Annotated in this window: 11 protein-coding genes; 1 reads left to right on the top strand and 10 read right to left on the bottom strand. The window is 46.9% G+C overall.

The window, feature by feature from the left end; genetic code table 11:
* Positions 1-7: 7 nt before the first annotated feature.
* The 9 genes from MF542_RS16955 to MF542_RS16915 all read right to left on the bottom strand — a co-directional run bounded on the left by MF542_RS16955 (position 8) and on the right by MF542_RS16915 (position 11,056).
* Positions 8-655, bottom strand: coding sequence for a DUF4167 domain-containing protein (locus tag MF542_RS16955; RefSeq protein WP_247021671.1), 648 nt, complete (start codon positions 653-655; stop codon positions 8-10).
* Between the two features lie 182 nt (positions 656-837).
* Entirely contained in the window at positions 838-1,692 is an 855-nt protein-coding gene (gene prmC, locus MF542_RS16950) for a peptide chain release factor N(5)-glutamine methyltransferase (RefSeq protein ID WP_247021669.1), read from the bottom strand.
* Positions 1,692-2,771, bottom strand: a complete 1,080-nt coding sequence (gene prfA, locus MF542_RS16945) for a peptide chain release factor 1 (RefSeq protein WP_247021667.1) — start codon at positions 2,769-2,771, stop codon at positions 1,692-1,694. Before prfA ends, prmC begins: the two co-directional genes overlap by 1 nt.
* Before the next feature lie 14 nt (positions 2,772-2,785).
* Positions 2,786-4,027, bottom strand: a complete 1,242-nt coding sequence (gene hisS / locus MF542_RS16940) for a histidine--tRNA ligase (RefSeq protein WP_247021665.1) — start codon at positions 4,025-4,027, stop codon at positions 2,786-2,788.
* A gap of 21 nt (positions 4,028-4,048) precedes the next feature.
* Positions 4,049-5,161: a flavodoxin-dependent (E)-4-hydroxy-3-methylbut-2-enyl-diphosphate synthase gene (gene ispG / locus MF542_RS16935; RefSeq protein WP_247021663.1), complete on the bottom strand. Its 1,113-nt coding sequence runs from the start codon at positions 5,159-5,161 to the stop codon at positions 4,049-4,051.
* A gap of 144 nt (positions 5,162-5,305) precedes the next feature.
* The gene (locus MF542_RS16930; RefSeq protein WP_247021661.1) at positions 5,306-6,181 is read right to left on the bottom strand and encodes a helix-turn-helix domain-containing protein; all 876 of its coding nucleotides are present in this window, start codon (positions 6,179-6,181) and stop codon (positions 5,306-5,308) included.
* Positions 6,182-6,460: 279 nt separating this feature from the next.
* On the bottom strand, positions 6,461-8,722 hold the full coding sequence (gene ptsP, locus MF542_RS16925) for a phosphoenolpyruvate--protein phosphotransferase (protein WP_247021659.1): 2,262 nt from the start codon (positions 8,720-8,722) through the stop codon (positions 6,461-6,463).
* 62 nt (positions 8,723-8,784) lie between these two features.
* Entirely contained in the window at positions 8,785-9,792 is a 1,008-nt protein-coding gene (locus tag MF542_RS16920; RefSeq protein ID WP_247021657.1) for an NAD(P)H-dependent flavin oxidoreductase, read from the bottom strand.
* A 37-nt stretch (positions 9,793-9,829) separates the two neighbouring features.
* Positions 9,830-11,056, bottom strand: a complete 1,227-nt coding sequence (locus tag MF542_RS16915; protein ID WP_247021655.1) for an aspartate kinase — start codon at positions 11,054-11,056, stop codon at positions 9,830-9,832.
* A 175-nt stretch (positions 11,057-11,231) separates the two neighbouring features.
* Between MF542_RS16915 and ubiG the strand changes: the two genes are divergently transcribed.
* The gene (ubiG, locus tag MF542_RS16910) at positions 11,232-12,008 is read left to right on the top strand and encodes a bifunctional 2-polyprenyl-6-hydroxyphenol methylase/3-demethylubiquinol 3-O-methyltransferase UbiG (protein ID WP_247021653.1); all 777 of its coding nucleotides are present in this window, start codon (positions 11,232-11,234) and stop codon (positions 12,006-12,008) included.
* A 9-nt stretch (positions 12,009-12,017) separates the two neighbouring features.
* Here ubiG and MF542_RS16905 read toward each other — a convergent pair whose 3' ends face one another.
* The gene (locus MF542_RS16905; protein WP_247021651.1) at positions 12,018-13,847 is read right to left on the bottom strand and encodes a GSCFA domain-containing protein; all 1,830 of its coding nucleotides are present in this window, start codon (positions 13,845-13,847) and stop codon (positions 12,018-12,020) included.
* Positions 13,848-13,972 lie beyond the last annotated feature (125 nt).

Here is a 13,972-nt window from a genome sequence, read left to right as displayed (position 1 = left end):
CAGAAGCTTATGCTGCTTCATCACCTTCAGGCGCTGAGACAGCTTCTTCTGCTTCTTTTACAGCCTTTGGCTTGCGGCCACGCCGCTTTGGTGCTTCACCCTCAGTAGTTTCACGTGGTTTACGACCACGGCGCTTAGGTTCAGATGTTTCATCGCCTTCGGCTCTAGGCTTGCGCGTACGGCCTTTTGGCTTTTCTTCAGCAACGGCAGTTTCGGCAGCTAAATCAAGTTCAGGATGAACTTCAACAGGTTGTTCTGATTCAGCAGGATCAACCGCCGCTTCTTCAGTCACTGTTTCTTCACCTGTCGCTTCTTCAGATACTTCAGCTGTTTCTGCTTCATCATGCCGGTTACGGCGACCACGACCACGACGACCACGTTCTTCATCGCGTTCAGCACGGTTCGCTTGCATGTCATTCAACACACGCTGATAGTGATCTGCATACTGGAACCACTTTTCAGCCTCAATGCGATCACCTGATTGCAAAGCATCACGCGCCTGAGTTTTATATTTTTCAAGCAGCTGCTTAGGGTTACCACGAGGGCGGTTATCAGAACGATTACCCTGGTTACTACTATTATTACTTCTTCCGCCGCCTTTACGAGGGGCTGGACGTCCGCGCGATTTATTACGCGGGTTCTGTGCCTGTTTCATATGGATTAAATACCAACAGTGTCTGAATTTATTTCATGGCAGAATTCACCTGCCCGTTTCCGAGATCGAAATTCGATAATGTTCGGAGTATGTCTTCGGAACCTGTTAACGAGCTGGTTTCCTCGAAGACATTTATACATTAGCGTCTCTTTTCTGGCTTTCCAAGAAAGAAATTCCAGAATCTAGACTTTTTTCCCTGATACTACGCGCCCGATACCTGCAAGATCATTCGTAACCTCAATTTCCACAAAACCCACACCACGAAAAATATCTGCAACACTCTCTGCCTGATGAATACCTAGCTCCACAGCTAATAAACCACCAGACCTCAAACGCTCAAAAGCACCTTCAGCAATAATGGGATATGGATTGAGACCATCTTCACCGCCATCAAGAGCAGAAAGCGGTTCAAAATCACGTACATCCTGCATCAAGCCATCAATATCCGCACTCGGGATATAAGGAGGATTGGAAACGATCGCTGTAAAGCCGCCAACAGGCGTTTCAACATTTGAAAACCAATCACTTTCCAAAAAAGTAGTTCGTTCAGAGAACCCCAGGTTTTGAGCATTTTCTGATGCAACGGCTAAAGCATCTGGTGATCGGTCAACCCCAATTCCTTGATATGCTGGGAACTCAGAAAGTAAACTTAAAAGAATACAGCCACTTCCTGTACCCATATCCAGAATAGTGCCCTTACTTTGAGCAGAAAGATGCTTAAGGGTTACCTCTACAAGAGTTTCCGTATCTGGCCGCGGGATAAGCGTGGCTGGTGTTACTTTAAACTCCAGACTCCAGAATTCCTGAGTACCGAGAATATGCGCTATCGGTTCCCCGGTTTTTCTGCGCTCAAGATAGCCAGCAAATTTTGTCGCCTCAACAACGGTAAGCTCTATAGCCTTTAGTGGTAGCTCCATGCGCTTACACTGCAGCACATCGGCCATGAGATATTCGGCATCAAGGCGTGCCGTTTCACTATTTGTGAGAACATTCGCCGCCTGCTTTACAAGGGCAAGCGGCGTATAGGAAGCAGTCATTAGAAACCGTTTTCCATAGCTGACAGACGTTCCGCCTGATCTTCAGAAATAAGTGCTTCCACCACTTCAGAAAGACCATCGCCCGCCAGAACTTGGTCCAACTTATGGAGTGTCAGACCAATACGGTGATCTGTCACACGGCCCTGCGGGAAATTGTAGGTGCGGATACGTTCAGAACGGTCCCCGGAACCAACTTGTGATTTACGGTCTTCAGAACGCTCAGCGTGCAGCTTTTCACGCTCGACCTCATAAAGACGTGCCATCATAATCTTCATGGCTTTGTCGCGGTTTTTGTGCTGTGATTTCTCGCTTTGCACAACCATAATACCCGTTGGAATGTGGGTAATACGCACCGCAGAATCGGTGGTGTTTACGTGCTGACCACCAGAGCCCGATGCCCGCATGGTATCAATACGGAAATCTTCCTGTTTGATATCAAGGTCAACCTCTTCCGCTTCCGGAAGAACCGCCACTGTTGCAGCACTTGTATGAATACGGCCACCTGATTCCGTTGACGGTACACGCTGCACACGGTGTACGCCGGATTCAAACTTCAAGCGTGCAAACACGCCCTGGCCTGTTACGTTCGCAACAACTTCTTTAAAACCACCCACTTCAGATGCAGAAGATGAAATCATTTCCACCTTCCATCCATTTGAAGCCGCATAACCTTCATACATACGGTAAAGATCACCTGCAAAAAGGGCTGCTTCATCACCGCCTGTACCTGCACGAATTTCAACAATCGCAGAGCGTTCATCAGCAGCATCTTTTGGAAGTAGCGCGATTGAAAGCTCACGGTCCATTTCTGGCAAACGTTCTTTCAAATCATGGAATTCTTCCTGAGCAAGTTCCTTCATTTCAGGATCATCGCCAGATTCCATCATTTCAGCCAGATCAACCATTTCCTGACGCCCATCACGAAGCGCCTTCGCAGCCTCAACAATTGGGCCAAGGTCGGAATATTCTTTGCTCAGCTTTACAAATTCTTCGTTCGAGAACTCATCTGGTGTACCGAGCGAATGCTCAAGGTAGCTATAACGGTCCAGAAGCTGAGAAATACGTTCATCAGTAATCACGGCAGAACGCTCCTTTAATTAGTTTTGATGGCAGTAGCGAGATCAGCAAATGCCACTTCAGACTGCTCACCACTGTCCAAGCGTTTCAGCGTTACCACACCTTGCTCTACTTCATTGTCACCAATGATCACAGCAAAAGCAGCGTTCGCTTTATCAGCCCGGTTCATACGTTTTTTCATGTTGCCAGAACGGTCAGCCGTTACCACAAAACCTTCACCGCGGAGGGTTTCAGCAACTTCAAGGCCTTTCATGGTGCCAGCTTCACCCATTGGCATGATAACCACAGGGCGCGCAGGTTCACCGCCAGCTTCTGAAAGCATTGCCAAGCGTTCAATACCGCCTGCCCAACCTACACCAGCAACCGCAGGACCACCAAGTTGCTCGATAAGACCATCATAACGGCCACCACCAAGAACAGTGCCTTGAGCACCAAGTTCAGTGGTCACGAACTCAAATGCAGTGTGACAGTAATAATCCATGCCGCGCACGAGACGTTCATCATGATTATAAGGTACGCCAACAGCTTCAAGGCCCTTCTTCACTGTTTCAAAGAAAGCGCTTGATGCGTCGTTCAAATGCTCAGAAAGCTTTGGCGCGTTCGCCACAACTTCCTTATCGCTCTCGTCCTTACTATCAAGGATACGGAGCGGATTACTTTCAAGACGGCGCAAACTGTCTTCGGAAAGCTTCTCTTTATGACCTTCGAAATAAGCCACAAGTGCAGCACGATAATCAGCACGGCTTTCTTTATCGCCCAGTGTATTCAGATGCAACATCACCTTGTCACCAAGACCAAGGTCTTTCAGTAAGCGCCACGCCATTGCAATCATGTCGATATCAGCTTCCGGGCTATCCTGACCAAGAAGCTCTGCATTGATCTGATGGAATTGGCGGTACCGACCTTTTTGTGGGCGTTCATAACGGAACGCCGGGCCGTGGCTCATCAAACGGCACGGCAGTTTCTGCTGCATGCCGTTTGAGATAAAGGCTCGACACACACCTGCTGTAAATTCAGGGCGTAGTGTTACTTCTTCACCGCCGCGATCTTCAAACGTGTACATCTCTTTCGAAACGATATCAGACGCTTCACCAAGAGGGCGTTTGTAAACCTCGGTAAATTCAAAAATAGGTGTCGCCAGTTCTTCAAAGCCATATGTACCGGCCACTCGGCGGAAGGTATCCACCACAGCAGTCATGTTTCTGGCGTCTTCACCATAAATATCACGGGTACCCCGTGCTGGTTGCAGCTTGGACACTGTAAATTCCTTCAAAAATAGCTAAGAGTTGGCTTCAGCTGCCGCATCAATCTGGGCTGCTTTTTCTTCTACAAGCTCAACAATATGATCTACGAGTTTATCATCGGTGATTTTATGGTCTGTCACGCCAGACAGATACACCATATGGTTCCCGTTACCGCCACCTGTCAGACCAATATCTGTCTCGCGTGCTTCGCCCGGACCATTTACCACACAGCCAATAATAGAGAGGCTCATTGGTGTATGAATATGGCTGAGGCGCTCTTCCAGCACTTCAACGGTTTTAATCACAGGAAAAGCCTGACGGGCACAGGATGGGCAAGATACAATCTGTACACCGCGGTGCCTTAGGCCGAGAGATTTGAGAAGTTCAAAACCAACTTTCACTTCCTCAACAGGATCAGCGGATAGGGATACACGGATAGTATCGCCAATGCCGGCCCAAAGAAGTGAACCAAGCCCGATGGATGATTTCACGGTACCGCCACGAAGCGCACCAGCCTCTGTAATACCTAAGTGAAGTGGGTAATCACATGCATCTGCTAGGCCGTGGTATGCAGCTACTGCAAGGAACACATCAGATGCTTTCACGCTGATTTTGAAATCAAAGAAATCATTGTCTTCCAGAATACGGGCATGTTCTAAAGCGCTTTCCACTAGCGCTTCGGGGCATGGCTCCGCATATTTTTCAAGCAAGTGTTTTTCCAGAGAACCAGCGTTCACGCCAATACGCATAGAACAGCCATTGGCCTTGGCCGCACGCACCACTTCTTTCACGCGTTCTTCGGAACCGATATTACCAGGATTAATGCGAAGGCACGCTGCGCCAGCGTCTGCAGCTTCTAAGGCACGTTTATAATGGAAATGGATATCCGCCACCACGGGCACTTTCGCTTCCCGGCAAATCGTTGGCATCGCAGCGGTTGACGCTTCATCCGGGCAAGAAACCCGAACAATGTCCACACCTGCTTCTTCAGCTTGCCTGATCTGGTTAAGGGTTGCGTTGGCATCTGAGGTTAGAGTGTTTGTCATCGTTTGTACTGTAATGGGGGCATCGCCACCAACAGGTACATTCCCAACCATAATCTGGCGGGATTTTCTTCTGATTACATCTCTCCACGGGCGCACGCTCATTGCGTTTAATCCTTACAGTTCTGCCATGTTTATGAGGCTTATAAAGGAGAAACGCCACAAGCGGAAGGAAGGAATCCATCCGCTGAGTATTTTTTGATCAAATTTTAAAGTGAAATATGGCGAAAAGACTCCGCCATTCTTAATTTATTCAGAAAGATTGAGGCGCATTTCACTGACTATAGTACCGCGTGAACCAAGCAATTCAGATGTTTCACCGCGAACGGAAAGCTTGATACCACCAGCATTGCTCGTAGATAAAAGCATGACGTCGCCGGTTTCCGGGCGAAAGGTTTGTCCCTGTCGCAAGATACCAGACCATACTTCTGTGCCATCAGGATTACCGATACGTACCCAACTATCTTCAACTGCTTCCAGAAGGATTTGTTTGTTCATACCTTTAACTTCTGGTGCTTCATCAGCATGGGCAGCAGGAAGGAAAAGGGATGTAGCAGATGATGTTAGCGTTTCAACCGCAAGGGTATCATGCAAATCAGCAGGTGGCTCAACAAACTTGGCAGCTTTCGCCTCAGCAGCCACACTTTCAATCGGAGATTTTTCCAGTTGTGCAGTAACGGCAGCCAACTGAGCCTCTTCAACACTGGTTTCATAGGCTTCAGAATATGAAAGTGTTACCATGCCACCGCTCATCCACACCCAAACACCAGCTGCACCGACGAGCCCGGCTACCGGTGAAAGCCACGATGGCAAACCAGTTTTAGCAGGTGTTTTTGTAGTGGCTGGAGAGTGGTTAGTAACAACTGGCTTAATTTCTTCCACGCCTATTTCAGCTTTATAGGCGTTTACCGCATCATCTATATCAAGCTTTAAAACACGCGCATAAGATTTCACGAAACCTAACGCGAAAGTTTGTTCAGGAAGTTTTTCAAATTTGCCAGCTTCAATTGCTTCAAGATAATGCGACTGCACACAGATATCAGACGCGATCTCTTTAATATCTAAACCCTGCTCTTCGCGGGCTTTTTTAAACAACTCAGAAACTGATACATTATCATAGTTCATAATAACCGTCCCCTGTTGACTATTTTGCCAACAGTTCCAATGCTTTTGCACCGGGTACCAACAAATTTACGATCAGCTCCCCTGAATTGATCGAAACCACAAACAATCGGAGGTCCCCGTAGTCAGATTGCCTGAGGTAGTGGCTTAGTTGTTGTAATCACGGTTGTTTCTTAAGCCACGCTAAAGAAGAAATACATTTCTACGTAACTGTCAAATATATTTAAGATTCTATGGAAAATTGCTGAATTTAAACGTTTTTTTAGGCTAAAAACCGCTTTTTCAAACTTTTATACCATGATCCTTGGCGAAATGAGTGAGCGAGTCGCGAATCGAATGCTCTGGCGATTTAATGTTGGAAAGCATGAAATCTCTAAGTTGTCCCATATGAACGGAACGGATCATTCGCTTTACGGGACCTACTGATGTAGGGGATACTGAAAGCCGCTTCAATCCGAGCGCAATAAGCGCCATAGCATCAATGGGACGCCCGCCCATTTCGCCACAAAGCGTCACCGGCACATTTGCTTCATGACAACTCTGAACAATCATATGAAGGAAAGCAAGCACAGGTGGTGCCAAAAGATCGTATCGGTCAGCAAGTCGCGGGCTGCTTCTGTCGCATGCAAAGAAGAACTGCATCAAATCATTGGTACCGATGGAAAGAAAGTCGATTTCCTGTAGAAGAATATCAAGCTGCCAGCTTAGAGACGGGACCTCAAGCATACAACCCACCTTCACGTCAACTGGCGGCTCCTTATCGAATTTCTTCAGGCGTAAAATTTCTTTGTTCAAAATCGCCTTACAACGTCTCAGTTCAGCTACCTCGGCAATCATCGGGAACATCACATGCAGCGTTTTACCCGCAGCAGCATAAAGAAGCGCTCTAAGCTGGAACCTGAGTAGTGCAGGCCGATCAAGAGCAATGCGGATAGCACGCCACCCCATTGCAGGGTTTTCTTCTTCATCCCTCGGCAGGAACGGCACCTGCTTATCACCACCAATATCAAGTGTGCGGAAAACTACGGGCTTATCACCCGCAGCATCCAGTGCCGCTTTATAGATTTTAGTTTGCTCATCCACCTTCGGCAGCGCTGGCGACACCATAAACTGAAATTCAGTACGGAACAGGCCAATACCGCAGGCGCCCGTATTGTCGAGGCTTGGCAAATCAACAAGCAGGCCAGCATTCATAAACAGATCAATACGCTCGCCATCAAGCGTTTCAGCAGGTAGCTCTCGTTCCGCAGCATATTCCGCGAACAGTTGTTCCTGTATCTCAAGGTTACTACGGTAGCTTTCAATAACATCTTCGGTTGGGCGGACATAAACGTGGGCACTGCTGGCATCCACAATAATATGCTCACCAGTTTGAACATGCGTAAGCAAATCAGAAACGCGCCCAATAACGGGAATACCCATTGCGCGCGCAATGATGGTTACGTGCGCAGTTACGGAACCTTCCTCAAGCACAATAGCTTTCAGATACTGCTGGTCATAGTCCATCAATTCAGCAGGACCCACGTTCCTGGCGATTAGAACCGAATCCTCAGTTAACTGTGTACGGTAGTTACTTTCATCACCTTGAATAATGCGGATCAATCGTGTCGCGAGATCATCAAAATCAGCAATCCGTTCCCTGATATATGGATCAGGGATTTTTGCCATGCGAGCACGGTTTTCCTGCTGGATTTTATTCACAGCGGCTTCTGCTGTTAGACCAGACTGCACGGCCGCATGCATTTTATCCTGCCAGCCCTGATCATAGGCAAACATACGGTAGGTTTCTAAAACCTCTCGGTGTTCACCGCCATGGGCGAGATCTGGATGCTGGATCATTTCTTCAAGCTGCAAGCGCATAGCGCCAAGTGCATCTTCAAGCCGAACACGTTCTTCATCCACATCATCAGCAACCGTTTTGGTGATTTTCACCTGTGGCTGGTGGAAGATGGCAATACCAGCGCCAACACCAGACGCCATAACCATGCCGTCCAACCTCACGGGCTCACCTATATCGGTAGCATCTTCTGCTAATTCTTCTTGGTCAACAAGTTCACCTGAAGTTACCAGCTCCGCCAACACCATAGAAATGGTTTGCAGGGCTTCTACTTCCTCTGGACGGTATTTTCGGGGCGTTACATTCTGAACAACAAGAACGCCTGTTACCTTACCAGCCCGCAATACCGGCACACCAAGGAAGCTGTGGTAAATATCCTCACCAGTTTCAGCACGATATACAAAGCGTGGGTGTTGCGGTGCTTCTGATAGATTAAGCGGAAGACCGCGTTCAGCCACAAGGCCTACAAGGCCTTCACCAACCCGGAGACGTGTTTGGTGAACCGCTTCTTCCTTAAGGCCCTCTGTTGCGAAAAGCTCAAGGATACCACCTGCACGTGAGAGGTATATTGAACATACCTCTGCCACCATATTCTGGGCAATCACCCGAACAACTCGATCAAGTTTGTCTTGTGCTTTACCGCCGCTTGCCATCACGCTGTGCAAACGTCTCAAAAGCAATCTTGGCTGACTTACATGGTCAGTCAAGCAGACCCCCTTTTCTAAAGTTCAAATTAAGCGAACGTACGTTCAAGGTTAAAACGGTGGCCTTAACCTAAGTGGTTCTGGGCTTGTTCTACAAGCTCATTAATAATATTTTGTGTCGGTTCAACACGTTTTGCCATGCCAACACTTTGTCCAGCCATTACTGAACCAGTTTGCACATCACCGTCAACCACAGCGCGGCGAAGTGCACCACCCCAATAATGCTCAATCTGCATCTGACCATCATCCTGTGCAATTTCACCAGAATGGAACTTCGACACGATTTCCCGCTGGGTTACCATAAACTGTTCTGTGCCTTCATTCTTAAGGGCACGTACTGGGATTACCGGGAATTTTTCATCAATCTGCACGCTTGCAACAGCGTCACGGGCTTTGGCAGAAATGAAGGCTTTCTTGAAGTTTTCGTGTGCCACACACTCTTCAGCCACCACAAAGCGAGTACCTAGCTGAACACCAGACGCACCCATTTCAAGGTAGGAAGCAATCACTTCACCACGGCCAATACCACCTGCCACAAACACAGGCACATTCTGGACAACAGGCAAAATTTCTTGCGCTAGAACGCTGGTAGAAACAGGCCCAATATGGCCACCCGCTTCATTACCTTCAATAACGATGGCATCAGAACCAGAACGTACAAGTTTCTTTGCAAGTGTTGCAGTTGGTGCAAAACACATCAGCTTTGCGCCAAAATCTTTAATAGCTGAAATTGCGCCACCGCTTGGCAAACCGCCGGCGAGTACAACGTGGCTCACATTCTGTTCGCGGCATACCGCAATTAAATTATCCAGATCAGGATGAAGTGTGATCAGGTTCACACCGAATGGTTTGTCTGTCAGCTCACGTGTTGCAGCAATTTCTTTTGCAAGAAGATCTGTATCCATACCGCCACAAGCGATAACACCAAAGCCACCAGCGTTGGAAATAGCAGAAACCAGATTACGCTCTGACACCCATGTCATCGCGCCACCAAGGATCGCATATTCGCTACCTAAAAACTCTGTACCACGTTTCCACAGTTCATTCAGGCGTGCAGCACCAGTATCACTCATACAAATCTTCCCGGCTGTTTATAAGGATGCTATTCTGTTATTCTTCCACTTTATCCAAACCGTATGCGGTATGGAGTGCACGTACAGCAAGCTCCGTATATTCAGCGTCAATAATTACACTAATTTTAATTTCAGATGTTGAGATCACCTGAATATTGATGCCTTTGTCGGCGAGTGTATCAAACATTGTACCCGCAACACCTGCATGGCTACGCATGCCGACACCAACGACAGATACCTTGCACACATTGCCGCGATATACAAGGTCGCGGAACTTCATTGTCTCTTTATTATCTTCAAGAACCTTAACCGTACGCTTCAGATCATCCTCTGGAACTGTGAAAGTAACGTCTGTTGAAGCGCCATCCTCGGAGGCACTCTGTACAATCATATCCACATTCAGATTTTCTTCTGCGAGCGGTGCAAACAGGTGCGAAACCTGACCTGGGCGGTCCTCAAGGCCAACGATTGTTACTTTTGCTTCGCCTCTAGAATAGGCAATACCGCTTACAACTTCCTGTTCCACAATTTCATCCTCACTAACAACAAGCGTTCCTGGCTTATCTTCAAAAGAAGACAACACCTGTGTGCGCACGCCGTGGGTCATGGCAAGCGCAACAGAACGTGTTTGCAATACTTTGGCTCCAAGAGACGCCATTTCAAGCATCTCTTCATATGTTACTTTTTCCAGCTTGCGTGCTTTTGGCACAATACGTGGGTCTGTCGTATAAACCCCGTCTACATCTGTATAAATATCACAGCGGTCCGCTTTAAGGGCAGCTGCAAGTGCCACGGCTGATGTATCACTACCGCCGCGCCCCAAGGTCGCGATACGGTTATCATCAGCAATCCCCTGGAAACCGGCACAAACGGCCACCCGGCCGCCTTCAAAACAGGTTTCAAGCGCTTCGGTTTCAATTTCTTCAATCCGGGCGGCACCATGCACATTGTTGGTGTGAAGTGGTAACTGCCACCCAAGAAATGAACGGGCTGGAACCCCCATTTCCTGAAGGCATATGGCAAGAAGGCCAGCGGTGATCTGTTCACCTGCAGCTACAACGGTGTCATACTCGCGTGCATCATGCATAGGGGCTGCCTCTCGGCAGAACTGCACCAGCTGGTTTGTAGTACCAGCCATTGCAGAAACAACAACTGCAACTTCATGCCCCTCTTCCACTGCTTTGGCCACTCGTTTTGCCACATTACGAATACGGTCAATATCACCAACCGATGTGCCACCAAATTTCTTAACAATACGTGCCATAAATAAACCCGGGCGTTACAATGTTTACAGTCTGCCTAATTGCCGCAATCTACTTGACCAAAAAGATCGTAAAGGGCAAATGGAGATACAGCGCATTTGTTTAAAGCTTGCCATGCTGCGGTGCAAGCATAGATAAGGGCGCTAACATAGGAAAACCTTATCAGGAACACAAGAAATGCTGAACGAAGAAAGCAATAATATTGCTGAATCAACCGCAAAAGGCGCAACAGTTGATCTTGACGAAGTAGAGTTTTTTGCAAAAATTGCTGATAGTTGGTGGGACCCCAAAGGCCCCTTCAAACCGCTTCATATCCTGAACCCGGCCCGAATCGGTTTTATCCGTCAGGAAGTGGAAAAACACTTCGATCTAGAAGCGAATCTCATAAAGCCATTTGAAGGCTTGCGTCTTCTGGATATTGGCTGCGGCGGCGGCTTGCTTTCTGAACCAATGTGCCGTCTGGGTGCAGATGTCGTTGCCGTCGATGCTTCTGAGAAAAACATTAAAACTGCCAGCCTGCACGCCGAACAAAGTGGGCTTGAAATTGATTTCCGCAACAACACTGCCGAAGCTTTAGCTGAAGCAGGAGAACAGTTTGATATTATCGTTAACATGGAAGTTATCGAGCATGTAGCAGACGTGGATATTTACCTAAGCGCTTGCCGTAAACTTTTAAAGCCGGATGGCATCATGCTTCTCAGCACCATCAACCGCACAGCAAAGGCATATTTATTCGCGATTGTGGGCGCTGAGCATATCCTTCGCTGGTTGCCTGTTGGCGCACACGACTGGAACAAATTCATTACACCAAAGGAACTAGCCGCATTTTCAGAAAAAGCAGGATTTGCTCCGAAGGCTCCTACTGGTTTTGTCTTTAATCCATTTATGCAGAAATGGAGCCTTTCAGACAGAGATGTGGCAGTAAATTACGCAATGGCCGTTACAGCAGATTAAGCACCTTAACTAACCACTTTCTGTCAACAAATCACGGATGGACGGGATCATTTCGCGAAGGGCGAGAGCGCCATATGCCACATTCATATGCCCAAAATCGCGAATATTATTATTTTGATACCCCATACTAAACTTCTCCTTAGTAAAATATGGGTTTTCCAAAGTATTATCTGGTTGACGTATTAACTGGATATCCTGATTACCTAACCGTTCTTCCAGAACGCGCCAATAGATATCCAACAGGCATGTGCCACTTTCAAGAATTACCGCATATTTTTCTCTACTAGCGCGTTCTTCCAAAACAGACCACATAGGCGCGGAAAACGCCAAAATGGGCTTATCGCTTACACCTCTAATAGATAAAGCCAGCTTCACCAGTGGATTGTTTTCCACATGCCACACGCAGCGCTCTTCTAGTTTTCTCTGAATAGCAACATCATCAGTAAATGCAGTATTAATTTGCGCGGTTTTTATATAGTTTGCCAAGCTTTTCAGAGGGAATCCAAGGCCATAAAGAACAAAAGCGCCATATGCATTCAAATCAATCTCATCATGTCCACCTGAAGTAACACGAAGGCTTTTGCGAACGCCTTCATCTTCTGAAATAATTCGATTGTCTTTCAAAGAAAGCTTCATAACCCCTGTACCTGGGGCTCCAAAAAAGGTTGGTTTAAATGCAGCTTTAGGGCCATCTTGCCATGCGCGTCTGATAGACCCTAAATGAGAAGAACCGATGAAACAGACACTCTGCCCCTTTTCATTCAATTCAGCTGTTGTTTGTGAATTAAATGCATCAAGAAGTGCTTCTTCACATACTTCTTCATTCAGCTCATCCATGGTTGTCCCTAAGGCGTTTGAAGCTTCATGTTGATCGCCCAGTGTCGCTTGCCCTTCAAAAAAAGCCTTCATTACGAAGTCTACACCTTCTGGCGCTACATTACGTTGATTGGGTTGATAAAACATACCTTTGAACGGAAAGGCTGAAATAATTTCAAATGATGGGAAATAATCTATATCTTTACGGTGACCACACATGTCACCTGCAACTGCTCGCAATACAGATTTGGAATGGATTGTTGCGGGCAAAATATGATTACCAGATGCGGTCGCAGTAAGTGGTACGGGTGATACTGTCAGTAAAAAGCGAATATCGGGATTTACGCCTTTTATCATGGCCATTACTTCCCTAAGAACAGGCCTTATTTCAGGATACTGGTAGTTTACGAACTCATGTTTGTTTTCATCAAATGCCCCACCAATTGATCCAGGGCACATGGGATATACTAAGCCTGTCTCTTTATTGATCCAAGCCTCGGTCAGCCCCAAAGTAAAAATAAAAACATCTGTCTGCTTAAGCGTTTCACGAATAGCAGAAAACGTACCTTCACGGGCCTTATAAAGGTCTTCCTTGCATTCAAAACCATCTGGCGTAATGTTCGGGCGAAATGGATCAACAAATCGCCCACTCTCTTCTTCCCAAATTTCAAGCTCATCAGGCTTCTGTCTGGAAATTGCCCATTCTACCCACTGTTTTAACAGTGTAACTGTATAGATATTGCCTGTTCGAAAAGTGAATATCCCATAATTGTCAACTCTCGCCTCCTCAGCTGAATATCCCGAAGGCGCTGGTTCACTATCAAGCCACTGATAACCATTTTTCTTCAAAGCTCGACCAATATGCTGTGCAAAACAGGAGCCAGCTGTTGAAATTTTATGATGTTTTTCAATTTTGAACTTCGGCTGCCATAACCCACATATTTGAAGTGGATTTTTATGAGCGACTGAAGGGCTCCAGAAAGCAGTTTCTGGATACCCTGAATACGGAGAATTTGATGACACTGAATTAACCCCAATCAATTGTGCAACGCCAATTTATCACTGGTATATATACAATCAATAGGGCAATTTCATGTTCCCAGATGCAGTCGATTAAATAAGTATTATTCCGAAATTAACATGGTTCT

The organism is Kordiimonas laminariae (genome assembly GCF_023008165.1).
GTDB classification, from domain to species: domain Bacteria; phylum Pseudomonadota; class Alphaproteobacteria; order Sphingomonadales; family Kordiimonadaceae; genus Kordiimonas; species Kordiimonas laminariae.
This window is presented reverse-complemented; position numbering and strand designations above follow the sequence as displayed.